The sequence below is a fragment of the Labrys sp. KB_33_2 genome, from assembly GCF_052114505.1.
Classification (GTDB): domain Bacteria; phylum Pseudomonadota; class Alphaproteobacteria; order Rhizobiales; family Labraceae; genus Labrys.
Window position 1 is genome coordinate 25,842 of the sequence record NZ_JBFREW010000021.1, and the last position, 24,134, is coordinate 49,975.

At 63.2% G+C, this 24,134-nt stretch carries 21 protein-coding genes; 15 read left to right on the plus strand and 6 right to left on the minus strand.

The genetic code is table 11. The features are described from left to right. Nucleotides 1-121: 121 nt before the first annotated feature. From AB4037_RS29465 to AB4037_RS29490, 6 genes are all read left to right on the plus strand, one after another. Nucleotides 122-820, plus strand: a complete 699-nt coding sequence (locus AB4037_RS29465; protein WP_441773921.1) for a CerR family C-terminal domain-containing protein — start codon at nt 122-124, stop codon at nt 818-820. Continuing rightward, a complete protein-coding gene (gene hlyD / locus AB4037_RS29470; protein ID WP_441773922.1) occupies nt 817-1,842 on the plus strand; it encodes a secretion protein HlyD in 1,026 nt (341 codons plus the stop codon). The genes AB4037_RS29465 and hlyD overlap by 4 nt, the downstream gene beginning before the upstream one ends. Before the next feature lie 11 nt (nt 1,843-1,853). Next, a complete protein-coding gene (locus AB4037_RS29475; protein WP_441773923.1) occupies nt 1,854-3,581 on the plus strand; it encodes an ATP-binding cassette domain-containing protein in 1,728 nt (575 codons plus the stop codon). Beyond that, the gene (locus AB4037_RS29480) at nt 3,578-4,765 is read left to right on the plus strand and encodes an ABC transporter permease (protein ID WP_441773924.1); all 1,188 of its coding nucleotides are present in this window, start codon (nt 3,578-3,580) and stop codon (nt 4,763-4,765) included. Before AB4037_RS29475 ends, AB4037_RS29480 begins: the two co-directional genes overlap by 4 nt. A gap of 1 nt (nt 4,766) precedes the next feature. Beyond that, nucleotides 4,767-5,879 (plus strand): ABC transporter permease, encoded by a 1,113-nt coding sequence (locus AB4037_RS29485; RefSeq protein WP_441773925.1) that lies wholly within the window; start codon nt 4,767-4,769, stop codon nt 5,877-5,879. Nucleotides 5,880-6,026: 147 nt separating this feature from the next. Next, nucleotides 6,027-7,208, plus strand: coding sequence for a mandelate racemase/muconate lactonizing enzyme family protein (locus AB4037_RS29490; RefSeq protein WP_441773926.1), 1,182 nt, complete (start codon nt 6,027-6,029; stop codon nt 7,206-7,208). A gap of 12 nt (nt 7,209-7,220) precedes the next feature. Here AB4037_RS29490 and AB4037_RS29495 read toward each other — a convergent pair whose 3' ends face one another. From AB4037_RS29495 to AB4037_RS29510, 4 genes are read right to left on the minus strand one after another with little or no spacing between them, the layout of a single operon-like run. Further along, nucleotides 7,221-8,351 (minus strand): P1 family peptidase, encoded by a 1,131-nt coding sequence (locus tag AB4037_RS29495; protein ID WP_434956781.1) that lies wholly within the window; start codon nt 8,349-8,351, stop codon nt 7,221-7,223. A 5-nt stretch (nt 8,352-8,356) separates the two neighbouring features. Next, the gene (locus AB4037_RS29500) at nt 8,357-9,187 is read right to left on the minus strand and encodes an ABC transporter permease (protein ID WP_434956780.1); all 831 of its coding nucleotides are present in this window, start codon (nt 9,185-9,187) and stop codon (nt 8,357-8,359) included. After that, the gene (locus tag AB4037_RS29505) at nt 9,184-10,089 is read right to left on the minus strand and encodes an ABC transporter permease (RefSeq protein ID WP_434956779.1); all 906 of its coding nucleotides are present in this window, start codon (nt 10,087-10,089) and stop codon (nt 9,184-9,186) included. Before AB4037_RS29505 ends, AB4037_RS29500 begins: the two co-directional genes overlap by 4 nt. Before the next feature lies 1 nt (nt 10,090). Then, the gene (locus tag AB4037_RS29510) at nt 10,091-11,182 is read right to left on the minus strand and encodes an ABC transporter ATP-binding protein (protein ID WP_434956778.1); all 1,092 of its coding nucleotides are present in this window, start codon (nt 11,180-11,182) and stop codon (nt 10,091-10,093) included. A 167-nt stretch (nt 11,183-11,349) separates the two neighbouring features. Between AB4037_RS29510 and AB4037_RS29515 the strand changes: the two genes are divergently transcribed. Beyond that, nucleotides 11,350-12,426 (plus strand): polyamine ABC transporter substrate-binding protein, encoded by a 1,077-nt coding sequence (locus AB4037_RS29515; protein ID WP_441773927.1) that lies wholly within the window; start codon nt 11,350-11,352, stop codon nt 12,424-12,426. 28 nt (nt 12,427-12,454) lie between these two features. Continuing rightward, nucleotides 12,455-13,309 (plus strand): MurR/RpiR family transcriptional regulator, encoded by an 855-nt coding sequence (locus AB4037_RS29520; protein WP_441773928.1) that lies wholly within the window; start codon nt 12,455-12,457, stop codon nt 13,307-13,309. A 141-nt stretch (nt 13,310-13,450) separates the two neighbouring features. On the opposite strand, the gene parE is transcribed toward AB4037_RS29520, so the two are convergent. After that, nucleotides 13,451-15,550 (minus strand): DNA topoisomerase IV subunit B, encoded by a 2,100-nt coding sequence (parE, locus tag AB4037_RS29525; protein ID WP_441773929.1) that lies wholly within the window; start codon nt 15,548-15,550, stop codon nt 13,451-13,453. 228 nt (nt 15,551-15,778) lie between these two features. On the opposite strand from parE, the gene AB4037_RS29530 reads away from it, so the two are divergent. The 4 genes from AB4037_RS29530 to AB4037_RS29545 all read left to right on the plus strand — a co-directional run bounded on the left by AB4037_RS29530 (nt 15,779) and on the right by AB4037_RS29545 (nt 18,718). Next, on the plus strand, nt 15,779-16,681 hold the full coding sequence (locus AB4037_RS29530; RefSeq protein ID WP_441773930.1) for a cell envelope integrity EipB family protein: 903 nt from the start codon (nt 15,779-15,781) through the stop codon (nt 16,679-16,681). Nucleotides 16,682-16,799: 118 nt separating this feature from the next. Next, on the plus strand, nt 16,800-17,612 hold the full coding sequence (locus AB4037_RS29535) for a phosphatase PAP2 family protein (protein ID WP_441773931.1): 813 nt from the start codon (nt 16,800-16,802) through the stop codon (nt 17,610-17,612). A gap of 13 nt (nt 17,613-17,625) precedes the next feature. Then, nucleotides 17,626-18,375, plus strand: a complete 750-nt coding sequence (locus AB4037_RS29540; RefSeq protein ID WP_441773932.1) for a glycosyltransferase family 2 protein — start codon at nt 17,626-17,628, stop codon at nt 18,373-18,375. Next, nucleotides 18,365-18,718: a lipid-A-disaccharide synthase N-terminal domain-containing protein gene (locus AB4037_RS29545; RefSeq protein WP_441773933.1), complete on the plus strand. Its 354-nt coding sequence runs from the start codon at nt 18,365-18,367 to the stop codon at nt 18,716-18,718. The genes AB4037_RS29540 and AB4037_RS29545 overlap by 11 nt, the downstream gene beginning before the upstream one ends. 120 nt (nt 18,719-18,838) lie before the next feature. Here AB4037_RS29545 and metC read toward each other — a convergent pair whose 3' ends face one another. After that, a complete protein-coding gene (gene metC / locus AB4037_RS29550) occupies nt 18,839-20,029 on the minus strand; it encodes a cystathionine beta-lyase (protein WP_441773934.1) in 1,191 nt (396 codons plus the stop codon). A 743-nt stretch (nt 20,030-20,772) separates the two neighbouring features. Here metC and AB4037_RS29555 point away from each other — a divergent pair. The 3 genes from AB4037_RS29555 (at nt 20,773) to AB4037_RS29565 (ending at nt 24,059) form a co-directional block, all read left to right on the plus strand. Continuing rightward, complete coding sequence (locus AB4037_RS29555; RefSeq protein ID WP_434956769.1) at nt 20,773-21,786, plus strand: amino acid ABC transporter substrate-binding protein; 1,014 nt, start codon at nt 20,773-20,775, stop codon at nt 21,784-21,786. Between the two features lie 116 nt (nt 21,787-21,902). Next, nucleotides 21,903-22,916 carry an amino acid ABC transporter substrate-binding protein gene (locus AB4037_RS29560; protein ID WP_434956768.1) on the plus strand — a complete coding sequence of 338 codons (1,014 nt, stop codon included), beginning with the start codon at nt 21,903-21,905 and terminating at the stop codon, nt 22,914-22,916. Nucleotides 22,917-23,045: 129 nt separating this feature from the next. Further along, complete coding sequence (locus AB4037_RS29565; RefSeq protein WP_441773935.1) at nt 23,046-24,059, plus strand: amino acid ABC transporter substrate-binding protein; 1,014 nt, start codon at nt 23,046-23,048, stop codon at nt 24,057-24,059. The last annotated feature ends 75 nt before the right edge of the window (nt 24,060-24,134 follow it).

The following is a 24,134-nucleotide window of genomic DNA, read 5'->3' on the forward strand; positions in this document are numbered from 1 at the left end:
CGGATATCGATGCATCGATATCCGGCGGCTTCATTGTGTCATTTTCGAAGGCCGCAATTTGTATCGGATAGTATAATTCAATCGATTGACTGAAAACCGAACTTCGACTATGAGTTGCGTCATGGTCAAGAAACAATCCGCTCCTCCGGCCCCGAGCGGCCGCGGTGATGCAACCCGCGAGAAGCTGCTCGATGCGTCGATCGGCGTGTTCGGTCGCTATGGCTTCGACGGCGCTTCGACGCGCATGCTGGCGGATGCCGCCAGCGTCAACCTGCAGGCGATTCCCTATTATTTCGGCAGCAAGGAAGGGCTCTACGTTGCCACGGCCGATCATATCGCCAGCCTGATTTCATCCCATGTTGGCGGCCTGGGAGGGCGCATCCGAGCGCGCCTCGCCGAAGCCACGGGCGGGGGCACGACCATCGATCGGCAGGAGGCCCAGGCCTTTCTGACCGAGCTGGCGCAGGCCATGGCAGTCCTGTTCATTGGGCCGATATCCGAGCCGCTGGCGCGCTTCCTCATCCGTGAGCAGATGGAGCCGACCGAGGCTTTCGAACGTATCTTCGCGCAGGTGATGAAACCCATGCTCGAGGCGGCGAGCATGCTGGTGGGCATCGTGCTGGGCGAGGATGGGCTTACTCGTCACGTCAAGCTGCGCACCCTGTCTCTGCTTGGCGGCCTGATGGTTTTCCGGGTCGCGCATGCGGCCGTGAAGCGCCATCTCGCCTGGGACACCATCGGTGCCGACGAGGTGGAAACCGTGCGGCGCCATGCCGGTGAACTCGTCGCTGCCCTTGCTGCGGAAGGAGGCCGCTCATGAAGAAAGCTGCCGTTCCCATCGTTCTGCTGGCACTCGCCGGTGGTGCGCTCGCTGCCTGGTGGTTCGATCTGCCCCAGCGCATGGGCTGGGTCGAACGCGCGGAGAAAGAGCTGGTCCTCTACGGCAATGTCGATATCCGCCAGGTGCAGCTCGGCTTTCGCGTCAGCGGCAAGCTCGCCGAAACCCTGGTGGACGAAGGCGATAGCGTGAAGGCGGGCGATACGCTCGCCCGGCTGGACAACAGGCCTTACCAGGACCTGGTCGAGGTGGCGCAGGCGCAGGCGGCCGGCCAGCGCGCCACGCTCGCCAAGCTGGAAGCAGGCCCACGCGTTTCCGAGATCGCGCAGGCAAGGGCCGTCCTCGCCGAACGCCAGGCCGATCTCATCAATGCCGAACAGAGCTACACCCGTTCCTTCCAGCTCCGGCCGAGCGGCACCGTCTCGCAGGGCGGGCTCGACCAGGCGGTCGCCGCCCGCGATGCGGCTCAGGCCCGGGTGAACGCGGCCAGGGAAGCCTTGACCCTGCTGGAGTTGGGCACACGTGCCGAGGATATCGCCGCCGCCAAGGCCAGCCTGGAGGCGGCCGAGGCCAACCTTGCTTCGGCCCGGACGACCACCGCCGACACCATCCTGGTCGCGCCGGCCGATGGCGTCATTCTCTCTCGTGTCCGCGAGAAGGGAGCGATCCTGGCTCCCAACGACATCGCTTTCGTGCTGTCGCTCACCAAGCCTGTCTGGATCCGGGCCTTCATTGCGGAAACCCATCTCGGCCGCGTCCATACCGGCACGATGGTGGAGGTGCGTTCGGATACCGATCCGGCCAAGCGCTACAAGGGGCGCGTGGGCTTCGTCTCGCCGGTCGCCGAATTCACGCCGAAGACGGTGGAGACACCGGAACTGCGCACTGATCTGGTCTATCGCCTGCGCATCGTGGTCGACGAGCCGGACAGTGCGCTCCTGCAGGGCATGCCGGTGACGGTGCGCCTCGCCGATATGGCTGCCGAGCAAGGCGGCAAGCCCTGAAAGGCACCGATATGACCGACGCAGTCGTCCAGATTTGCGGCGTCAGCAAACGCTTCGGCGGAACGATCCAGGCGCTCGACGGCATCGAGGCTTCGATCCGGCCGGGCGAGATCACCGGGCTGGTCGGCCCCGACGGCGCCGGAAAAACCACGCTGATCCGCCTGATGACGGGCCTGATGCTGCCTGACGAGGGCCGCCTGCAGGTGCTCGGCTTCGACACCGCCCGCGATGCGGCTTCGATCCAGGCGGCGATCGGCTACATGCCCCAGCGCTTCGGTCTCTATGAGGACCTGTCGGTGCAGGAGAATCTAGATCTCTATGCCGATCTGCGCGGGCTGCCCAAGAGCGAGCGGGTCGCCACCTTCGAGGAATTGCTGGCCTTCACCGATCTCGGCCCCTTCAACAGCCGCCTGGCCGGTCGGCTCTCTGGCGGCATGAAGCAGAAGCTGGGACTGGCCTGCGCGCTGCTCAAGAAGCCGCGCCTGCTGCTGCTCGACGAGCCGGGGGTGGGCGTCGACCCGATTTCGCGGCGCGATCTGTGGAAGATGGTGGAGGATCTGACCCATGAGGGCATCGGCGTGGTCTGGTCCACCGCCTATCTCGACGAGGCCCAGACCTGCGACCGCGTGCTGCTATTGAATCGGGGCAAGCTGCTGTTTGCCGGGGTGCCCTCCGAACTCACCAGCAAGGTCGAGGGCCGCGTGTTCCGTCTCGGCGATATCGAGGGCCGACGCCGTCCGGCGCTGTCGCGGGCGCTCGCGGTGCCGGGGATCGTCGATGGCGTCATTCAGGGCCAGGCCATCCGGCTGGTGACGGCGGCCGGGGCGGGCTTTGCCGAGGAGGCTGCACGCGCCGCGGGTGCTCGTGCAAAGCCGCAGCCGATACAGCCGCGCTTCGAGGATGCCTTCGTCGATCTGCTCGGGGGCGGCCCCGGCGGACGCTCGCGGCTTGCCGAGGCGGCGCGGACGCTGCCCGTCGAGGAGGGGCAACCCGTGATCGAGGCGCGAGGGTTGACCAAGCATTTCGGCGATTTCGCTGCGGCGCAGGATATTTCCTTCGAGATCCCGCGTGGCCAGATCTTCGGGTTGCTGGGGCCGAACGGTGCCGGCAAGTCCACCACCTTCAAGATGCTGTGCGGCTTGCTCAAGCCCACGGGCGGCGAGGGGCGCGTCGCCGGCTTCGACCTCAGGCGCGACTCGGCCGAGGCCCGTAATCGCCTGGGCTACATGGCCCAGAAATTCTCGCTCTATGGCGATCTCAGCGTGGCGCAGAACCTCGCCTTTTTTGCCGGCGTCTATGGCCTGACCGGCGCTCGCAAGCGCGAACGCATCGAACTGATGACCGAGATCTTCGATTTCGGCCCGCGAAGAGGCATGTCCGCCAAGGATCTGCCGCTCGGCCTCAAGCAGCGCCTGGCGCTTGCATGCGCCGTCATGCACGAGCCGGAAGCGCTCTTTCTCGACGAGCCGACATCGGGGGTCGACCCGATCACGCGGCGCGAATTCTGGACCCATATCAACGCGCTCGTCGAGAAGGGCGTGACCGTGCTGGTCACTACCCATTTCATGGACGAGGCCGAATATTGCGACCGGATTTCGCTGATCTATCGCGGGCGCTCGATTGCGCTGGGTTCGCCTGACGAACTCAAGGCACGGGTTGCCGATGCCGCCAATCCCGATCCGACCATGGAGGACGCCTTCGTCGCGCTCGTGCAGGGTTCGGAGGCCAAGGCGGCATGAGCAAGCCTGAGCCTGTATCCTCCATCGCTGCCCAGGAAACCGCGCTGCCATCCGTCGCGGCGGACCGCTCCGCCCGGCTGTCGCGCTTCGCCGCCCTGGTGCGCAAGGAAAGCTATCAGATCGTCCGCGATCCCAGCTCCATCCTGATCGCCTTCGTGCTGCCGCTGATCCTGCTCTTCCTCTTCGGCTACGGCGTTTCCCTGGACGCCACCCGCACCCGTGTGGGACTGGTCCTCGAGGATCCATCGCCGCTGACCCGCGACATCGCCGCAAGCTTTCAGGCCTCGGGCTATTTCGAAGTCAGGCAGGGGCATGACCGGCGCGAATTCGAAGAGGACCTGATCGTGGGGCGGATCAGGGGCATTATCGTCATTCCCTCGACCTTCGCTGCCGATTTTGCCTCCGCCACCGGGCCAGCGATCCAGATTCTCGTCGATGGTTCGGATCCGAACAACGCGAATTTCGTGCAGAACTATGCCCGCGGCGTCATCGCCACCTGGGCGACGATTCGAGGGGGCGAGCGAGGTGTCGGCCAGCCGGCGATCGAGGTGCAACAGCGTTTCTGGTTCAACCCGGAGCTGACCAGCCGCAACTTCCTGGTTCCCGGTTCCATCGCCATCGTCATGGCGCTGATCGGCACGCTGCTGACCTCGCTGGTGGTGGCCCGTGAATGGGAGCGCGGCACCATGGAAGCGATGATGGCGACGCCCGTCAGTGCCGCCGAGTTGCTGGCCGGCAAGCTCATACCCTATTTCCTGCTTGGCCTGGCTTCGATGACCCTGTGCGTGCTGGTGGCGGTCCTCCTGTTCGGCGTGCCTTTCCGGGGCTCGCTGCTGGCGCTCTATGCCTTGTCGGCCAGTTTCCTCATCCCGGCACTGGGGCAGGGGCTCCTGATCTCAGCCGCCACCAAGAACCAGTTCCTGGCTTCGCAGCTCGCGCTGATCTCGGCCTTCCTTCCGGCTTTCCTGCTGTCGGGCTTCCTGTTCGAGATCAATTCGATGCCTCGGGTGATCCAGTGGATCACCTTGATCCTGCCCGTGCGCTATCTGATCCCCAGCCTGCAATCGGTATTCCTGGCCGGTGACATCTGGCCGATGTTCCTCAAGGCCATCGCGGTGATGCTCTTTATCGGCTTCGTCTTCTTCCTGGCTGCGGCCCGCAGCACCCGCAAGAGGATCGGCTGAGATGGGACTGGTGCGCCTCAGGGCCCTGATCATCAAGGAGTTGCTGGGGATCCTGCGGGATCCCAAGAGCCGCATCATCCTGGTGGTGCCACCCATCCTCCAGCTCCTGGTGTTTTCCTTCGCCGCCACGCTGGAGGTGAAGAATGTCGACCTTCTCGTGCTCAACCGCGACAACGGCGCCTGGAGCCAGGAGCTGATCCGACGCGTCGAGGGCTCGCCCACCTTCCGCTCCGTCCGCCGCACGCAGGATCCCTTAGAGCTGCGCACCGCCATCGACAGGCAGGAGGTCATTGCTGCCATCGAGATCGGCCCAACCTTTTCCCGCGATATCGAGGCGCGTCGGCCGGCCGATCTCGGCCTCGTCCTCGATGGCCGCAAGTCCAATGCCTCCCAGATCGTGGCAGGTTATCTCAACCAGATCGCCTCCGGCCTCGGCGCCGACACCGCCCTTGGCAAGGCTGCCGGCGGTCGGGCCATCGACGTGGTCGTGCGCAACTGGTTCAATTCGAACCTGACCTTCCAATGGTTCATGGTGCCCAATCTGGTAGCCGCCATCGCGCTCTTGATCGGGCTGATCGTCACGGCCTTGTCGATCGCGCGCGAGCGGGAACTCGGCACCTTCGACCAGCTCATGGTCTCTCCCTTGCGCACGCACGAGATCCTGTTGGGCAAGGTGCTGCCGCCCATGCTGATCGGGACCTTCCATCTGACCGTTTATATCGTGGCTGCCGTCATGATCTTCGGGGTGCCGCTGCGGGGCTCCTTGCTGCTGCTCTATGGCAGCGCGGTCTTCTATCTCCTCGCCGTGGCTGGCATCGGCCTGTTCATCTCGGCCCTGTCGACCACCCAGCAGCAAGCCATCCTCGGAGCCTTTCTCTTCCTGGTGCCGGCCATGCTGCTCTCCGGCTTTGCCACGCCGATCGAGAACATGCCGGCCTGGCTGCAGCCGATCACGGTCATCAACCCGCTGCGCTATTTCCTGGTGATCGTGAAGGGTGTGTTCCTGCGCGACCTGCCTCTGGAGGCGGTGGTGGCCAACACCTGGCCGATGGCTGTCATCGCGGCCGTTTCGCTGGCGGCGGCCAGCTGGCTGTTCCGCCGGCGATTGGAGTGACCTGCGAGCGCGGACTTCCAGCCCACTCTTGGAAACACTTCGCAGACAGGATCAAGAGCAGACAGGATGTCCGCGCTCCAATGCCCTTGCCAATCACTCCCATCCAAGCCACAGATTCTTCCCCCGCCACCGCCAGGGCCCCATCCCATGAAGATCACCGCCATCCGTGCCACGCCGATCAACCTGCCGATCGAGGCACCCTATTGGTGGTCTTTCGGCTGGCTGCCGGGGTCCTCGCGCTGCGTGGTCGAGGTGGAGACGGACGAGGGCCTCACCGGGCTCGGCGAAGCGGCCTCCTGGCTCGCCTGCGCCATCGTCGAGCGGATGGCGCCTGCCCTGATCGGGCGCGACGCCCACGACATCGCCGGCGCCGAACTCATCTGCCTGCCGAGCTGGCGCGGCGTGACCTCCACTATCGACTTCGCCTCGATCAGGGCTTTCGCCGCCATCGAGACGGCGCTGTGGGATATCAAGGGCAAGGCGGCTGGGCGCCCGCTCTACGACCTGCTCGGCGGAGCCGTGCGCAAGAAGATCGCCTTCGCCGATTATTTCGGCTTCCGCCAGGCCAGGAACGGCAGGGGTGGCGAGCTCACGCCGGAAGCCGTGGCGGAATATTGCGTTGGCCTGAAGGAGCGGTTCGGCACCACCATCTTCGAGGGCAAGCTCTGCACCCGCGATCCGGAGCCCAGCATCGAGGCGCTCCGACTGATGCGCCGGCAGCTCGGACCCGATGCGATCATCCGCATCGATTCCAACATGGCCTATTCGGTGACCGAGGCCAAACGCATTGCCAGCCGTATCGAGGATCTCGACATCCGCAACTGGGAAGAGCCCTGCGCCACCTTCGAGGAGATGGCGAGCTTGCGCCGGCACACCGCCATTCCGTTCTCCGGACACAATGTCGATATCCAGAAGGCGGTGGCGCTCAGCGTGCCCGATGCCATCGTTACCGACGTCAATGTGCATGGCGGCATCGGTCGCACGGTGCGTTTCATCGGTGCCTGCGAAGCGATGGGTATCGATTTCTGGTGCTACAGCGCCAATACCGGCATCGGCAGCGCCGTCTATCTGCATCTCAGCGCTGCCTTCTCCCATCTGCGCGAGCCCAGCCAGTCGCTGTTCCGCATGCAGCCCTACGACGTGGTGGAAGAGGGCGTCTTCGCACCGATCGACAATCTCGTCGCCGTGCCGGAGGGGCCTGGACTGGGCGTCACCCTGTCGAAAGACAAGCTCGCCTTCTGCCACAAGCTGTTCCTGGAGGAGGGCCCCTACAGCCAGCATCATGACCCGGAGGAGCCGGGCCGCTACAAGAGGTTGCCCTTGCGCTGAGAGCGCAAGCCCTCAGGCCAGCCGGCCATAGCGCCGCATCAGCTCCATCAAGGGCGCGTGCGGCAGGGCCTTGATCAGGAAACGATCATGCGGCGTGCCGCCGGCATCCTCGGCGGCGAGCATGGCGTTGACCACGGCCTCCTCGACGCTGTCGACCACGGCGAGATAGGCTGGATCGAGCCGTTCGTCGTTGAGGATCTCGATGCCGAAACGCGGCGGGGCACGGTGCAGCATCGGCCTTGCATTGGCGGTGGAGAAGGCCAGGAAGATGTCGCCGGAATTGTTGCCGCCTGGTGTGCCGTTGCGGCCGATGCCGATGGCGGCCCGGCGCGCCAGGCGCTGGAGCTGGTGCGGGGCGAGCGGCAGGTCGGTGGCGATGACGACGATGATCGAGCCGCGCTCCTGCAACTGGCTCTGCGGCGTGCCGTCGCGAAGGTGCTCGCCGACCGGTACGCCGCGGATGGTCAGCCAGTCGCGCTGGCCATGATTGGCCTGCACCAGCGTGCCGATGGTGTAGGAGATGCCGTCGAGCTCGACGATGCGTGACGCCGTGCCGGTACCGCCCTTGAAGCCATAGGTGATCATGCCGGTGCCGCCACCGCAGTTGCCTTCGCGCACGGGACCGGGGGCGGCGGCGTCGAGGGCGGCGCGAACATCGGCCTCGGACACGGCAAGGGCGTTGATGTCGTTCAGCACCCCATCATAGGTCTCGGCGATGACGGGCATGATCCAGAGGAAATCGTCGCTGTCATAGGTCGAGGCGTAGCGCTCGAGCATCCATTTCACCGTGGCGTGATGCGCCATGCCGATGGCGTGGGTGTTGGTGATCACCACCGGCCCGATGAAGCTGCCGCCATCCTCGATCCAATGGGTGCCGGTCATCTCGCCATTGCCGTTGAAGCGGTGGACGCCGGCATAAACAGGAACCGGCGTCGGCGAGGCCCAATGCGGCAGGATGGCGGTGACGCCGGTGCGCAATGGCCTCTTGCGGCCGGGGCGAGGTTCGTTCTCGAGAAGGGTGGTGAAGCCGACGCCGACCCCTTCCACATCGGTAATGGCATTATGCAGACCCGTCTTGCCCGAAAAGGGCAGGCCGAGGTCGCGGGCGCGGGGCTTGCGCCCTGGAGGATTGGCTTGTGTCATGCTGGTCAATTCTGGCGAGAGCGGAGGTAGAGGCCGAGCGAGGCGACCACGAAGGAGAAGGCAAGCATCATCACGGCGATCGCGTTGATCTCCGGTTTGATGCCACGGCGAAGCATGGAGAAGATGAACATCGGCAGGGTGGTGACGTCGACGCCGGCGATGAAATAGGTGATCACCAGATCGTCCATCGAGATGATGAAGGCGAGCAGCGCACCCCCGACGATACCGGGCAGAAGCTGCGGGAACACCACCTTGCGGAATGTCGTCCATTCATTGGCGCCGAGATCGGCCGAAGCATGCTCCAGCGTCCGGTCCATGCCGGCAAGGCGGGCGGAGACGACGATGAAGACGTAGGAGATCAGGAAGGTGCACTGGCCGATGATGATCGTCTTCAGCCCGAGCTCGATGCCGGCATTGACGAAGAAGATCAGCAGCGCGATGCCGAGCACGATGTCCGGCATCAGCATGGGCATGAAGAGCGAGGCTCGATAGAAGCGGGCGCCGAAGAAGGCATAGCGGTGCAGGGCGATGGCAAGCGCCGTGCCGAAGATTGTGGCGATCGCCGTGGTCGCCCCGGCGATGACGAGGCTGTTCCTGACGGCGCGCAGGAGCTGGTCGGTCGATTCGATATAAAGGGCGCTCTCCGAGATCGCGGTCTTGAAACCGAGGACCTGGGCGTACCACTCGGTGGTGAAGCCGCTCCAGGTCATCATGTTCACTGGATTGGCGTTGAACGAATAGACCGCAATCACCGCGAGCGGCACATAGATGAAGGCGAAGAACAGGGCCGTATAGGCGACGAGGCCACCGCGGGCGAGGAAGCGAACGGCTTTCATGCGCCGCCTCCCTGGCCTGCCGCCGCCGGGCGGCGGCTGGAGGTGAAGACATAGACCATCAACAGCACGAGCATCACGCTCATCACCATCATGGCCAGCGCCGAGCCGAAGGGCCAGTTGCGGGCGGACAGGAATTGCTGCTCGATCAGATTGCCGAGCATCATCACCTTGGCGCCGCCGAGAATGGCCGGCACCACGAAATTGCCGAGCGCTGGGATGAAGACGATGATGGCGCCGCCGGCGATGCCGGGGGCGGTCAGCGGCAGGATGATGCGCAGGAAGGTGCGGATCGGTCCGGCGCCGAGATCGAGCGAGGCGCGCACCAGCGTCCAGTCGAGCTTCTCCACGCTGGCATAGACGGGCATGAACATGAAGGGGATGTAGACATAGACCATGCCCAGGATAATGGCGCCGTCGGTGTAGATGAGATCGAGCGGACGGGCGATCAGCCCGGTCGACAGCAGCGCCTCGTTGACCAGGCCCGTCTGGCGCAGGATCAGCACCCAGACGAACAGGCGCACGATCAGGCTGGTGAAGAAGGGCAGGGTGATCAGGAAGAGACAGAAATTCTTCCAGCGTGCTGGCAGGCTGGCGATGCAGAAGGCGGCCGGATAGCACACGATCAAGGCGGTCAGCACTGTGAAAGCAGCGATCTTCAGGGAACGCAGGAAGATCGCGATGTAGATCGGATCGAATTCCTCGAAGGCCGGGTTGGCAAAGCCGAGGATGCGCCCGAAATTATCGGGATAGAAGCTCCATTCCACCCCGCCATAGAGGCCCGGGGTGAGGAAGCTGGTGACCATCATGATGGCAAGCGGCACCAGGAAGAAGAGGGCGAGGAAGGCGCTGACAGGTCCGAGGAGCAGGGAAAGTTCGACACGGCGGCGGCTGGCAATGGACATGTCAGATGCTCGCTCCCGGCTCGATGAGGTGGACGGCGCCAGGATCGTAGGAGATCCGCGCCCGGCGGCTTTGCTCGATGGCGCCGACGGCCTCGCGGCGCGTGGCGGGCACTTCGACCACGATCGGCCGGCCCTGGCCCGTGTGCCCGAACAATTCGAAGGACGAGCCCACGAAGACGATTTGCCTGAGTTCGATATCGAGGCCGGGCAGGTTGGCGTCATTGTCTGCCAGGAGGAACTGCTCGGGCCGGATCAGGGCGGTGGCGCTGCCGGATGCCGACGTCCGTGCCGTGCGATGGCGGATCGTCGTGCCGTCCTCCGTCACCAGTTCATCACCTCGGACCTTGCCCTCGAACAGGTTGCTGGCGCCCACGAAGGTGGCGACGAAAATATTGGCGGGGTGGTCGTAGACGTTGCGCGGCGTGTCGAGCTGCTGGATGCGGCCGCCCGAAAGTACGGCCACGCGATCGGACATGGTCAGGGCTTCCTGCTGGTCGTGGGTCACGAAGATGAAGGAGATGCCGAGCTCGTGCTGCAGCGTCTTGAGCTCGATCTGCATGGCCTGGCGCAGGTTCTTGTCGAGCGCCGACAAGGGTTCGTCCAGGAGGACGAGCTTGGGCCGGGCGATGATGGCGCGGGCGAGGGCAACCCGCTGCTGCTGCCCGCCGGATAGCTGGCGCGGCCGGCGGCTTTCGGTGCCTTCCAGGCCGACCATGCGCAGCGCGGCGGTGACGCGCTGCAGACGCTCGGCCTTGCCGATGCCGGCGATTTCGAGGGCATAGCCGGTGTTCTCGCCCACCGTCATATGCGGGAAGAGAGCATAGTTCTGGAACACTGTGTTGACGGGGCGCCGATAGGGTGGGCGATCGGTGATGTCCTCCCCGTCGATGAGGATACGCCCTGCGTCGAGCTCGACGAAACCGCTGATGGCGTGGAGCAAAGTGGTCTTGCCGCAGCCGGAGGGGCCGAGAAGCGTAAGGAACTCATTGCGGCGCACATCGAGATCGATCGCGTCCAATGCGGTCACGCTGCGTCCCTCCGGCGTGGGGAAGGCCTTGGCCGCTCCCTCTAGCCGGACGATCGAATCCTGCATCTGTCTTCCCTCGAAATGTTATTAAAATAACTCTTGTTATGTTAAGATATTTTGATACCATTTATTGAGTGAAGTCAACGGCCGGCAGAAGCCGTGACCAGCAAAGCGCGATGGGAAACCGGGCCCGGGAGGTCCGTGCCGGGCGCTGCCATCAGAGGAGAATTTGGATGACCAAGACCATTGATACGGCCGGTCGAGGCCGGACGAGGCGGCGTGCCTGGTGCGCGGGCCTGGCCTTGTCACTCGCGGCGCTGCTGGCAGCGGGCAGCGCTTGGGCGGAGGAACTCAACGTCTATAATTGGGGCGAATATATCAATCCGGCAGTTCTGAAGAAGTTCGAGGAGGAGACCAAGATCAAGGTCAATCTCTCAACCTATTCCTCCAATGAGGAAATGCTCGCCAAGATCCAGGGCGGCGCAACCGGCTACGACATCGTGTTCCCGTCGGTGCACATGCAGGACATCATGGACAAGCTGGGCCTTTTGGAGAAGACCGATATCGGTTCCTATGAGGGCTTCAAGAACATCGAACCCAGCTTCCTCAGGGCCAAGAGCGATCCGAAGGGCGAATATTGCCTGCCTTATGCCTTCGGTTCGGTCGGCATCCTCTATAACCGCAAGGTGCTGGGCAAGGATATCACCGGCTGGAAGGATCTACTCGCCACGGTGAAGGCGAAGGGGCTGAAATTCACCTTGCTCGACGACATGCGCGAGGTGCTCGCGGTCGGATTGATCCTCAACGGTCACAAGGTCAATTCGACCGATCCGGCCGAATTGCAGCAGGCGGCCGAGACCGTGATCGCCATGAAGCCTGAGGTTGCCGCCTTCACCTATGACGCCCGCCCGATGGTGGGGGCGGGCGACGTCGCGGCAGCGCATTTCTTTATCGGCGCCATGATCGACGTCTTCGGCAACCCCAAGGATCTTGGCTTCGTGATCCCGGAAGAGGGGGCCACCATGTATCAGGAGGATATCTGCGTCCTCAAATCGGCCCCGAACAAGCAGAACGCCATCAAGTTCCTGCAGTTCTACACCCGGCCCGAGATCGCGGCGCTGAATGTCTCGCAGCAGACCAACGGCACGCCCAATCTGCCGGCCCGGCAATTGACCCCCGACAACATCAAGAATAGCAAGGAGATCAATCCGCCGCAGGAAACCATGCAGAGGCTGCAGATCTTCCAGGATCTCGGCCCGGGCATCCGCCAGTTGGACCGCGTCTGGACCAAGGTCAAGACGGCCCAGTGAGGCCGACGACACGCCCTGGGGAGGTGATGTGGCGCAGCGTATCCTCAAGCTCCTGCAAGACGAGGCATTGCGGCGGTCGAAGTCCGACAAGCTGATCGCCAATTATCTCGAACGGAACATCGCCGATCTTCCGTTCGAGACCGCCAAGTCGATCGCCGAACGCCTCGAGCTCTCGCCAATGACGGTGGGGCGCTTTCTCAGGCGCATGGGGTTCGACGGTCTCGACCAGCTCAAGCGTGAATTGCGGCGCGGCAGCTCCAATCCGGCCTGGCAGGTGAAGGGGCCGGTCGACCGCCTGCGCGAGGACATTCGTGGCGGCAAGCTTCTCGCGGGGCTGATCCAGCAGCAGATCGACAATCTCGGCCAGATCTACGGACTGACGACCTCACTTGAATGGCGGCAGACCATCGAGGCCCTGGTCGGCGCGAGCGAGGTCTATGTCGCCGCCTATCAGAATGTACGGGGCATAGCCCAATATTTCGCCAGTCAGCTCTCCTATACGCGGCCGCGCGTGCAATTCGTGGACGGGCTGAACGGGACCTATGCCGAATTGCTCGACGGCTCGGTGAGCGGCAGGCTGCTCTTCCTGCATGATGTCCGCCGCTTCGCCTCTAAGGCACGGCCTTTGGCGATCGAGGCACGCCGCGCCGGCGTAAAGGTGGTCCTGATCACCGACGAGTTCTGCCCTTGGGGCGCCGAGGTTTCGGATATCTGCCTGGTAGTGCCGGGATCCCACGGCCCGCTCTGGGACGGAGCCGCGACGATCACGGCCGTGCTCGACCTGATGCTGAGCAATGTCATCGTCGTGCTGGGCGACGAGGTCAGCGAGCGCGTCGAACAGCTGACGCGGCTTCAGGACATCTTTGGCGATTTCGAGACCTGAAACTTGACGGGCGAATGTCCGGGTGCGCGGACGTCTCGTCCGCCTTTTCTCTGCAAACGAAGCGTTTCCAAGAGCGGACGAGACGTTCGCGAACCCGGAGACGTGCTCTCTTGTCGAGAGCACAGATAATGTCGCTCGGTTTCAGATATCGACGAGTTCGCTGGCGAAGGCCGCCTGTTCCTGGATGAAGGCGAAACGGGCTTCGGGCTTGTTGCCCATCAGGCGTTCCACGGAGCTGGAAGTTTCCGCGCGCTCCTCATCCACCACCATCACCTTGAGAAGCGTGCGCTTCTTGGGATCCATGGTGGTTTCCTTCAATTGCGCCGGCATCATCTCGCCCAGGCCCTTGAAGCGGCCGATCTCGATCTTCTGATTGGCTTTGAAGGCCGATTTTACCAGCTCGTCCTTATGGGCATCGTCACGGGCATAGAGCGATTTCGAACCCTGGGTCAGGCGGTAGAGGGGCGGCGCGGCAAGATAGAGATGGCCGCGTTCGATCAGGCGCGGCATCTGGCGCCAGAAGAAGGTGATCAGCAGCGAAGCGATATGGGCGCCGTCGACGTCGGCGTCCGTCATGATGATGACCTTCTCGTAGCGCAGATCATCGTCGCGATAGTTCGAACCCATGCCGCAGCCGAGCGCCTGGCCGAGATCCTGCAATTGCTGGTTCTGGGCGAGCTTGTCCTTGGCCGCGGCCGCGACATTGAGGATCTTGCCGCGCAAAGGCAGCACCGCCTGGTTGGTGCGGTTGCGTGCCTGCTTGGCCGAGCCGCCGGCGGAATCGCCTTCGACGATAAACAATTCAGAGCCTTGCGCGGCATTGTTCGAGCAATCTGCGAGCTTTCCGGGCAGGCGCAGCTTGCGCGTAGCGGTTTTGCGCGCCACGTCCTTCTCGGCGCGGCGGCGAAGGCGCTCCTCGGCCCTTTCAACCACGAAGTCGAGCAGCTTGACCGCCTGCGAGGGCATGGAGGCCAGCCAATGGTCGAAGGCATCCTTCAGGGCCTGCTCGACGATGCGGCTCGCCTCGGTGGTCACCAGCTTGGCCTTGGTCTGGGACGAGAACTCCGGCTCGCGGATGAACACCGAGAGCATGGCGGCCGTGCAGGCCATCACGTCTTCGGTGGTGAGTTGGTTGGCGCGCTTGTTGCCGATCCGCTCGGCGTGATCCTTCAGGCCGCGCAGCAGGGCGATGCGCAGGCCCGCCTCATGGGCGCCACCTTCGCGGGTGGGTACCGTGTTGCAATAGGAGGAGACATAGCCTTCGTCCTCGGCGAACCAGCCGATGGCCCATTCCACCGAGCCATGTCCCTCAGGCTTGGGCACACGACCGGAGAACATCTGCTCGGTGACGAGTTCCAGGCCTTCGCTGGCCGAGCGCAGATAATCCTCCAGGCCGCGCGGGAATTTGAAGTTCTCCTCCGCCGGCACGTCGCTGTGGCCGACCAGTAGTTCCGGCGCGCATTTCCAGCGGATTTCGACACCACGGTAGAGATAGGCCTTCGAGCGCGCCATTTTGAACAGGCGCTTGGGGTCGAAGACGATGCCGTGCTTGAAGATCTCGGCATCGGGCTTGAAGCGCACCTTGGTGCCGCGGCGGTTTGGCGCGGCACCGATATGCTCGACGGGGCCGAGCGGCACGCCGCGGGCAAAACGCTGGCGGTGGAGTTCGCGCCCGCGCGCCACTTCCACCTCCATGAGTTCCGACAGGGCGGTGACTGCGGTGACGCCGATACCGTGGAGACCGCCGGAGGTCTGATAGGCGTCCGAGTTGAACTTGCCGCCCGAATGCGGCCTGGTCATCACGACCTGCAGGGTCGACTCGTCCGGAAATTGCGGATGCGGCTCGACTGGGATGCCGCGCCCATTGTCGGTGATCGAAACGAAGCCGTCGGCGCTCAGCTCGACATCGATGAAGCTGGCGTGGCCAGCCACCGCCTCGTCCATGGAATTGTCGATCACCTCGGCGAACAGGTGGTGCAGGCCGTCGCCTTCCGGCCCGGTCGAGCCGATATACATGCCAGGGCGCATGCGAATGGCTTCGATGCCTTCCAGCACGCGGATGGAGGAGGCGCCATAGGCATCTTCGCCGCTCTTCGCCGCGGCGGGCTTGGAGGTCAGGCCTGCCTTCAAGGCTGCCGCGATCGACTGGGTCGACGGTCGCTTTGCATCGCCGGCCTTGTCGGAGCGGGATTTGGAGAGGGCGGGCTTGTCACTCCCGAACAGATCGGAGGTATCATTCATGCAGTCGGTATCTCGCGAGAATGCGTCTCGCCAGCGCGATTCGCGTTTCGGATCATTATGGCATGTTCGTATCGCGGCCGCGAACGGATCGTAAACGGCTTTGTTGATGAATGTGGAATGGCACGGCCGTCGGGCCTAATTCCGTCACGATTGACAGGCTCTTTGAGCATTGTGGCACGTGCCTCGCTATTTATGGTAATGCCGATTTCTGAAACGGAATTTTGCTTCATGCGGATGACACTTCCGGCCCGTCAGAGGGTCGTGCTTCTTCCGGCCGTGTTCTTCCTGATGGCGCCGGGCATGGCCCTGGCCCAGGACAGCGTTGCCCCCCAGAAGGCGGCGGCGACGGCTGCGATTCCCGCGGTGGCGCCCGTCCCTTTCGTTGCGCATCGGGCCATCTACGACCTCAATCTCGACCGCCGCAAGGACCAGTCGAGCGTCGACAGCATGCGCGGCCGTATCGTGTATGATTTTTCGGGCAATGCCTGCAGCGGCTATGCGCTCAATTTCCGGCAGGTCACAGAAATTGGCCTGAGCGGCGGCGGCGTCAATACCTCGGATCTGCGCTCGACCACGTTCGAGGACGAGAAGGGGCGCAATTTTCGCTTCAATTCGCAGAACTTCACCAATCAGAAGCTGGACGGCAGCGTCGATGGTCAGGCCAACCGGGCGGACAGCGGAACGGTCGGTGTTGCACTGAAGAAACCCAAATCCACAAAATTCGATCTGTCCGATCGGGTTCTCTTCCCCACCGGGCAGATGAAGGCGATCGTCACGGCTGCCCGGGCCGGTGAGCGCGTGTTCGAGAGCCAAGTCTACGATGGATCCGATGGCGGCCAGAAGATCTACAATACGCTCGCGGTGATCGGCGCCAAGATCGGCCCCGACAAGCCGCGCGAAGGCGTCGAGGCCAAGGCCAAGCAACTCGACGGCGTCGATCGCTGGCCGGTGACGATCTCCTATTTCGACCCGAGCAAGAAGGCCGTCGGCGAGGAGACCCCGGTCTACACCATGTCCTTCGAGCTCTATGCCGATGGCATTTCGGGCAATCTGACCCTCGACTATGGCGATTTCCGCCTGAAGGGAACGATGGTCTCGCTCGATTTCCTGCCCCAGACCGAATGCAAGTGAGCGGCAAGATTCAGTATGCGGATCTCTGGATCGGCATGGATGATACCAAAGACGCCGATCTCGCTCCATTCCTTGATGGAGCTGAGAAGACCGCTACGCCTGGCGGGTGTACCACGTCATGAGGAATGCGATCCGTCGGTGGTCCCATACCCAGAACTGGCGTGCGCTTGGCCTGCGCCTGCGGGCGCCGGCCCGCCTGCCGGCACGGCCGCTGTTCGGGCAGGTGGCGACACTGGCTGCGATCGCCTTCGGCGGGGTGCTGATCATCGCCTTGATGGCGCTTGCCGACCCGGCGTCCCTGCACATCCTGCCTGAATGGCCGCATCTGGCGGTTCGGGTAGCCCGTATCATCACCTATCTTGGCGATTCCGGCCTTTATCTCATTCCGCTCGGCGTGGCGCTCATCCTGCTCGCCGTGGTCGATCTGGAGTTGCCGCCGCGGCTCGATGCCGCCTTGCGCCAGCTTTGGCTGCAGCTTGCCTTCGCCTTTGCCGCCATTGCTGGAACCGGGCTTGCCGTGAACGTCATCAAGCGTGCCATCGGCCGTGTCAGGCCCCTTCATGTCGAGGCGGGTGCGAGCTGGAGTTTCGAGCCGTTTTCCTGGCGCGCCGCCAATGCCAGCTTCCCTTCCGGCCATGCCACCACGGCCTGGACGGTGGTTGCGGTGATCATCCTGCTGTGCGGGCCGCGCTGGCGCCCCTGGCTGTTCGCCCTGGGCGCGCTGGTCTGTCTCAGCCGCGTGATCCTCGGCGCTCATTATCCCGCCGATGTGGTGGCCGGTGCCCTGTTCGGCTGGTTCGCCACCTTCTGGTTCGCCGGCTTTCTGGGGCGCCGCGGTCTTGTTTTCCGGCAAAACCACGACGGTGCTCTTGCGTTGCGGGGGCAAGACGCGGCAAAGACGCTGATCGAGGCGTGGCGAGCGCGCCGCTGAGGTCAGAGCTTACATGCCATCACAAGACAATGCGCCCGAGATCAGCGTCATCGTTCCCGTCCGCAACGAGGCCGGCAATGTCGAGCCGCTGATCCGGGAGATCGCGGCGGCCCTGTCAGGCCGAAGCTTCGAGATCGTCTATGTCGACGATGGCTCGAGCGATGCGACACCGACCGAGCTTGTCAGGCTCAAGGGTGAGCTGCCCTTCCTGCGCAGCCTGCGCCATGAGGCCTCCTGCGGACAGTCCTGCGCCGTGCGTACGGGCATACGCCATGCCCGCGGCCGCCTGATGGTCACCATCGATGGCGACGGCCAGAATGACCCGGCCTATATTCCCGCGCTCGTCGACGCTCTGAATGCGGCGGGTCCTGCCACCGGCATGATTGCCGGGCAGCGGCTCGGCCGCAAGGATACCGGCTTCAAGCGCTGGCAGTCGCGCACCGCCAATAAGGTGCGGGCCTATGTCCTCAAGGACGGCACGCGCGACACCGGCTGCGGCCTCAAGGCCGTCCGCCGGGAGGTCTATCTCGCCTTGCCCTATTTCGATGCGCTGCATCGCTTCATGCCAGCCCTGGTCAAGCGCGAGGGTTTCGACGTCGGCCATGTCGACGTGGTCGATCGGCCCCGGCTGACGGGCGTTTCCAATTATGGTTTCTTCGACAGGCTGTGGGTCGGTATTCTCGATCTCGTCGGCGTGTGGTGGCTGATCCGGCGGCGCAAGCGCGTGCCTGATGTCAGCGGAGGGGGACAGGATGCTGATTGAGTTGTCGAACGCCCTCGGCGGCTACCTTCACAACGTCTTCTATACCAATTTCGATTTCTGGCTGATCCTCGGCCTGTTCGCCCAAGCCCTGTTCACCGCCCGCTTCGTCATCCAGTGGTGGGTGAGCGAACGAGCCGGCAAAAGCGTCATTCCCTTCAGCTTCTGGATCCTGTCGATCGGCGGCGGCGGCCTGCTGTTTCTCTACGCTTTGGTGCGGGCCGACCTCGTCTACATCATCGGCCAGGGCTCGGGCCTGGCGATCTACGTCCGCAACGTCTCCCTGGTGCTCAAGGAGAAGCGCGAGGCGAAGGAAGCCGCAGAGGGGCAGGGCGCCTCAAGCTAATGCCGCGGCCACGCCAGGGCCGGTGGCTGTCTCGGCCAGGCATTCAGACCATCGAAGTGAATGTCGGCACGACCTGGAAGTTGCTGCCGAAATAGCAAGGGGCGGCAGGGTCGCCCGATGCTACCCCCGCGCCGCCCTGAACCGTGCCAGGCCGGCATCGAGGTCGCCGATCAGGTCGGCCACGTCCTCCAGGCCGACATGGATACGCACGCAGGGGCCGCCGGGGTCCCAGCTCGTGGCGCTGCGATAGGTCTTGCAGTCGAAGGGGAGGGCGAGGCTCTCATAGCCGCCCCAGGAATAGCCGAGCCCGAAGAATTTCAGATCGTCCAGGAAAGCGGCGACGGCTTCCATCGGCGCTGGCTGCAGCACGATGGAGAACAGGCCGGAAGAGCCCTTGAAATCGCGCTTCCAGATGGTGTGTCCCGGATCGCCCTCCAGCGCGGGATGCAGGACGCGTTGTACCTCGGGCCGCTTGGCCAGCCATTTGGCCACCCGCAGCGCGCTTTCCTGATGCTGGCGCAGGCGCACGCCCATGGTGCGCAGCCCGCGCATCGCCAGATAGACGTCGTCTGGTGCGACGCATTGGCCGGCATCGCCATGGAAGCTCTTCAGGGCCGGCCAGGCCTTGCGCGAGGCCGAGACCACACCGAACATCGCATCGGAATGACCGACGATATATTTGGTGCCGGCCTGGATCGAAAGGTCAACGCCGTGCCCGAAGGCGTCGAAGAACAACGGGGTGGCCCAAGTGTTGTCGAGCAGCACGGTGGCGCCGTGCCGGTGTGCGATGTCGGCGATCCCTGGCACGTCCTGCATCTCGAAGGTCTGCGAGCCTGGTACTTCCAGATAGACCGCTTTCGTATTCGGGCGCAGGAGCGCTTCGATGCCGGCGCCGATCAGCGGATCGTAATAGGTCGTCTCGATGCCGAAGCGGCTGAGGACCTTGTCGCAGAGCTGGCGGGTGGGCTGATAGGTGGTGTCGACCATCAAGAGATGATCACCGGCCGAAAGGCAGGAGAGTAGGGCGGTCGAGACGGCAGCCAGACCCGAAGGGCAGAGCACCACGCCGGCACTGCCGTCGAGCGTCTTCAGCGCCTCCTCCAGAGCGTCATTGGTCGGGTTGCCGCGACGGCCATAACTGTAGCGCGGCGTGTGGTTGAGGAGATCCTTGGTCGTCGGTGCCAGGACCGTGGAGCCGTGATAGACGGGCGGATTGACGAAGCCGTGATATTCCGATGGCTCGCGGCCGCCGATGACCAGGCGCGTATTTTCGCCGAAGGTGGCCATCTCGTCTTTGCTGATCTTCTTCATGATAGATTCGATTGAGTCCTGAAACGCTTACATTCGACCGCGGGCGCCCCTGCGTCAATCTCGGGCCCTGCGACATCTTCCACAGACAGGTTTTGTGAATATTCCGCCGCATTTCACGAATTCCGCTTGACGTGAGCGGCCAAAGCGCTTGCAATCGGTGATAAGGCACGGGTCGCAACTGGCGAAAACAAGCTGGGCGCTTTTGCTGCGGGACAGATCGATACGGGGGACCTTGCAATGACCACTTCAGCACGCATGGCCGGCAGGTCGCCCTTCATCTCCGGCGGGGCCTATCCGGATCGTTGAGCTCGTCATCATACTTCCTCCACGGAACAGCCCGTTCCTCCCGGCCATCGAACCGGGGACGCTCGAAACATCCATTCGCGAATGTAGGAAGAGGTGGCGGCAATTCATAAAAACACGGCGTGTAGCAGTCTGGCGATGGTTTCAGACCTCGCACTGGCGCCGATAACAAAGATTTGGTTCAAAATGCGTTCCGTAGAAACGTGTTTTGCCCTAAACCGTTGAGGGATTGGCGGGATACGCCGAAAATCGCCCAGATGCGTCGAAACAAGAACTGGCGCGTCGAAACAAGAACTAGAGCCAGAGAGCGCTCCCGTTTGAACGCACTTTGCTCTGGGGACGTCGAACCTGCCCGACGGGGCGGCCCGGTTCTCTCCGCGGCCCTCCGTGAAAGGGTATTCTCGTTACACTGACAATGAAGTGAACAGGGGCCTCCATCCATGAGAAAGACACTCCTTACCGCTGTAGCCGGCGCGGCGCTGGCGTTGAGCGGGGTCGGCGCGCATGCCGATACGCTCGACACCATCAAGCAGCGCGGCCAGGTGATCTGCGGCGTCAATACTGGCCTGCCGGGATTCAGCGCCCCCAATGAGAAGGGCGAGTGGGCCGGCCTCGATGTCGACTATTGCCGCGCCATCGCCGCAGCGGTGCTGGGCGACGCCACCAAGACCAAATTCGTGCCGGTTTCCACCAAAGATCGCTTCACGGCCTTGCAATCCGGCGAAATCGACGTACTCAACCGCAACTCGACCTGGACGCTCGGCCGCGACACCGCCGGCATGCTGTTCGCTGGCGTGAACTACTATGACGGCCAGGGCTTCCTGGTGAAGAAGTCGCTCGGCGTTAAATCGGCGACCGAACTCTCGGGGGCCTCGATCTGCGCCCAGCAGGGGTCGACCGGCCAGCTCACCATCTCGGATTTCATGCGGTCTCACAATCTGCCCTACAACATCGTCAGCTTCGATACCGCGGATGAAGCCGCCAAGGCTTATGAAGGCGGGCGTTGCGACGTCGATACGGACGATGCTTCCGGCCTCTATTCGATCCGCGTCAAGATGGCCAATCCTGACGACCATGTCGTACTCCCCGAGATCATCTCGAAGGAGCCGTTGGCTGCAGGCGTGCGCCAGGGCGACGACAAATGGTTCAACGTGGTCAAATGGGTGCACTATGCCATGCTGACGGCAGAAGAGACCGGCGTGACCCAGGCCAATGTCGACGAGATGGTCAAGTCGGACAAGCCCGATATCAAGCGCCTGCTCGGCGCCGAGGGTGACTTCGGCAAGCAGCTCGGTCTCGACAATCAGTGGGCCTATCGTATCGTCAAGCAGGTGGGCAATTACGGCGAGAGCTTCGACCGCAATCTCGGCCCCAAGACCGTGCTGAAAATCGATCGCGGCCTGAACAATCTGTGGACCAAGGGCGGCCTGCAATACGCCCCGCCGATCCGCTGACGATCACAAGACCTGTCCTGGAAGGACTGTTCCGGGGCGGGGCCCGATAGAGCCTGTGCTTGTCGCGGCTTTGTTCGTCCCGCCTCAAACCGGCCATTTATGAAAAGGTTTTATCCATGAAAAAGCAACTTTCCATGGCGATTGCCGGGGCTTTTGTCGCCCTGGGTGTTTCGGTGGCGAGCGCTGGGACGCTCGACACCATCAAGCAGCGCGGACAGTTGATCTGTGGCTCGAATGCCGGCCTTGCCGGTTTCGGTATCCCGAACGAGCAGGGCAAGTGGTCCGGCTTCGACGTCGACTACTGCCGCGCCCTCGCAGCGGCGGTGCTGGGCGAGGCCGACAAGACCAAATATGTGCCGTTGTCGGCCAAGGACCGCTTCACCGCGCTGCAGTCGTCCGAAATCGACGTGCTGCCGCGCAACACCACCTGGACGCTGACGCGCGAGACCGGTGGTTTCCTGTTTGCCGCCACCAATTATTATGACGGCCAGGCCTTCATGGTGAAGAAGTCTCTGGGCGTGAACTCGGCCAAGGACCTCGATGGCGCCACCGTCTGCGTGCAGCAGGGAACGTCTCACGAACTCAACCTGTCCGACTTCTTCCGCGGCATAGGAAAGAAGTATCAAATTCTGACCCTGGCGACGATCGACGAAGCCAAGAACGCCTATGATGGCGGCCGCTGCGATACGTTCACCTCGGACGCTTCTCAGCTGTACGGCGTGCGCCTTGGGCTGAAGAACCCCGACGAACACGTGGTTCTGCCTGAAATCATTTCGAAGGAGCCGCTGGCGATCGCGGTCCGCCAGGGCGACGACCAATGGTTCAACATCACCAAATGGGTCTATTATGCCCTCGTCCAGGCCGAGGAATCCGGCGTGACCCAGGCCAATGTCGACGAGATGCTCAAGTCGGACAAGCCCGATATCAAGCGCCTGCTCGGCGGCGAGGGTGATTTCGGTAAGCAACTCGGCCTCGACAATCAGTGGGCCTATCGCGCGATCAAGCAGGTCGGCAATTACGGCGAGATCTTCGACCGCAATCTCGGCTCGAAGTCGCCGCTCAAGATTGAGCGCGGGCTCAACGCCCTGTGGACCAACAAGGGCCTGCAATACGCGCCTCCCATTCGCTGAGGCTGGCGAGTGCCTGCCCTGGAAGGACGACTTCCGGGGCAGGTACGCAGGATTGGCACCACGGCTCTTTGGCGAGGCGCAGGAGAGCCAAGACGATCGAGCTGAACCGATATCGAGAAGGGGGAGTTGATGAGGCAACAACTCTGCGCGACGGCCGTTGGTGTCTTCGCCGCTTTGAGTGTTTCCATGGCGGGCGCTGGAACGCTCGACACCGTCAAGCAGCGCGGTCAGCTGATCTGTGGAGCCCATCAGGGCTTGGCAGGTTTCAGCATCCCGAATGAACAGGGCAAATGGGCCGGCTTCGATGTCGACTATTGCCGTGCTCTTGCGGCGGCCGTGCTGGGCGATGCCGACAAGACCAAGTTTGTGCCCTTATCCGCCAAGGACCGCTTCACCGCCCTGCAATCTTCCGAAATCGATGTTTTGCCGCGCAACACCACCTGGACTCTGACCCGCGAGACTGGTGGCTTCCTGTTTGCCGCCACCAACTACTACGACGGCCAGGGCTTCATGGTGAAGAAGTCGCTGGGCGTGAAATCGACGAGGGAACTCGATGGCGCGACCGTTTGCGTCCAGCAGGGCACCTCGCACGAACTCAATCTTTCCGATTATTTTCGCAGCATCGGCAAGCCTTATCAGATCCTGACGCTGGCCACGATCGGCGAGGCGCAGAACGCCTATGAGTCGGGCCGTTGCGACACCTTCACGACCGATGCCTCCGGGCTCTATGGTGTGCGTCTGGCCCTGAAAAACCCCGACGAGCATGTCGTGCTGCCTGAGATCATCTCCAAGGAGCCATTGGGGATCGCCGTGCGCCAGGGCGACGATCAATGGTTCAACGTGGTCAAATGGACCTATTTCGCTTTGGTTCAGGCCGAGGAATCCGGTGTGACCCAGGCCAATGCTGATGAGATGCTCAAGTCGGACAAGCCGGATATCAAGCGCCTGCTCGGCGGCGAGGGCGATTTCGGCAAGCAGCTCGGCCTCGACAATCAATGGGCCTATCGCATCGTGAAGCAGGTCGGCAATTACGGCGAGATCTTCGACCGCAATCTCGGCTCGAAGTCCCCGCTCAAGATCGAGCGCGGGCTCAATGCCCTGTGGACGAACAAGGGCCTGCAATACGCGCCGCCGATACGTTGAGAATGAACGGCCCCGGCGATTTGCTGGGTGTTTTTTCAAGGCGTTTTGCGATTCGGCGGGGATGCCGGGAATCGC

Coding starts and splice junctions, on each gene's coding strand:
- AB4037_RS29495 (WP_434956781.1), bottom strand. CDS start 8,351: ATGACACAAGCCAATCCTCCAGGGCGCAAGCCCCGCGCCCGCGACCTC.
- AB4037_RS29480 (WP_441773924.1), top strand. CDS start 3,578: ATGAGCAAGCCTGAGCCTGTATCCTCCATCGCTGCCCAGGAAACCGCG.
- metC (WP_441773934.1), bottom strand. CDS start 20,029: ATGAAGAAGATCAGCAAAGACGAGATGGCCACCTTCGGCGAAAATACG.
- AB4037_RS29515 (WP_441773927.1), top strand. CDS start 11,350: ATGACCAAGACCATTGATACGGCCGGTCGAGGCCGGACGAGGCGGCGT.
- AB4037_RS29475 (WP_441773923.1), top strand. CDS start 1,854: ATGACCGACGCAGTCGTCCAGATTTGCGGCGTCAGCAAACGCTTCGGC.
- AB4037_RS29540 (WP_441773932.1), top strand. CDS start 17,626: ATGCCATCACAAGACAATGCGCCCGAGATCAGCGTCATCGTTCCCGTC.
- parE (WP_441773929.1), bottom strand. CDS start 15,550: ATGAATGATACCTCCGATCTGTTCGGGAGTGACAAGCCCGCCCTCTCC.
- AB4037_RS29510 (WP_434956778.1), bottom strand. CDS start 11,182: ATGCAGGATTCGATCGTCCGGCTAGAGGGAGCGGCCAAGGCCTTCCCC.
- AB4037_RS29560 (WP_434956768.1), top strand. CDS start 21,903: ATGAAAAAGCAACTTTCCATGGCGATTGCCGGGGCTTTTGTCGCCCTG.
- AB4037_RS29530 (WP_441773930.1), top strand. CDS start 15,779: ATGCGGATGACACTTCCGGCCCGTCAGAGGGTCGTGCTTCTTCCGGCC.
- AB4037_RS29535 (WP_441773931.1), top strand. CDS start 16,800: ATGAGGAATGCGATCCGTCGGTGGTCCCATACCCAGAACTGGCGTGCG.
- AB4037_RS29545 (WP_441773933.1), top strand. CDS start 18,365: ATGCTGATTGAGTTGTCGAACGCCCTCGGCGGCTACCTTCACAACGTC.
- AB4037_RS29505 (WP_434956779.1), bottom strand. CDS start 10,089: ATGTCCATTGCCAGCCGCCGCCGTGTCGAACTTTCCCTGCTCCTCGGA.
- AB4037_RS29565 (WP_441773935.1), top strand. CDS start 23,046: ATGAGGCAACAACTCTGCGCGACGGCCGTTGGTGTCTTCGCCGCTTTG.
- hlyD (WP_441773922.1), top strand. CDS start 817: ATGAAGAAAGCTGCCGTTCCCATCGTTCTGCTGGCACTCGCCGGTGGT.
- AB4037_RS29500 (WP_434956780.1), bottom strand. CDS start 9,187: ATGAAAGCCGTTCGCTTCCTCGCCCGCGGTGGCCTCGTCGCCTATACG.
- AB4037_RS29465 (WP_441773921.1), top strand. CDS start 122: ATGGTCAAGAAACAATCCGCTCCTCCGGCCCCGAGCGGCCGCGGTGAT.
- AB4037_RS29485 (WP_441773925.1), top strand. CDS start 4,767: ATGGGACTGGTGCGCCTCAGGGCCCTGATCATCAAGGAGTTGCTGGGG.
- AB4037_RS29555 (WP_434956769.1), top strand. CDS start 20,773: ATGAGAAAGACACTCCTTACCGCTGTAGCCGGCGCGGCGCTGGCGTTG.
- AB4037_RS29490 (WP_441773926.1), top strand. CDS start 6,027: ATGAAGATCACCGCCATCCGTGCCACGCCGATCAACCTGCCGATCGAG.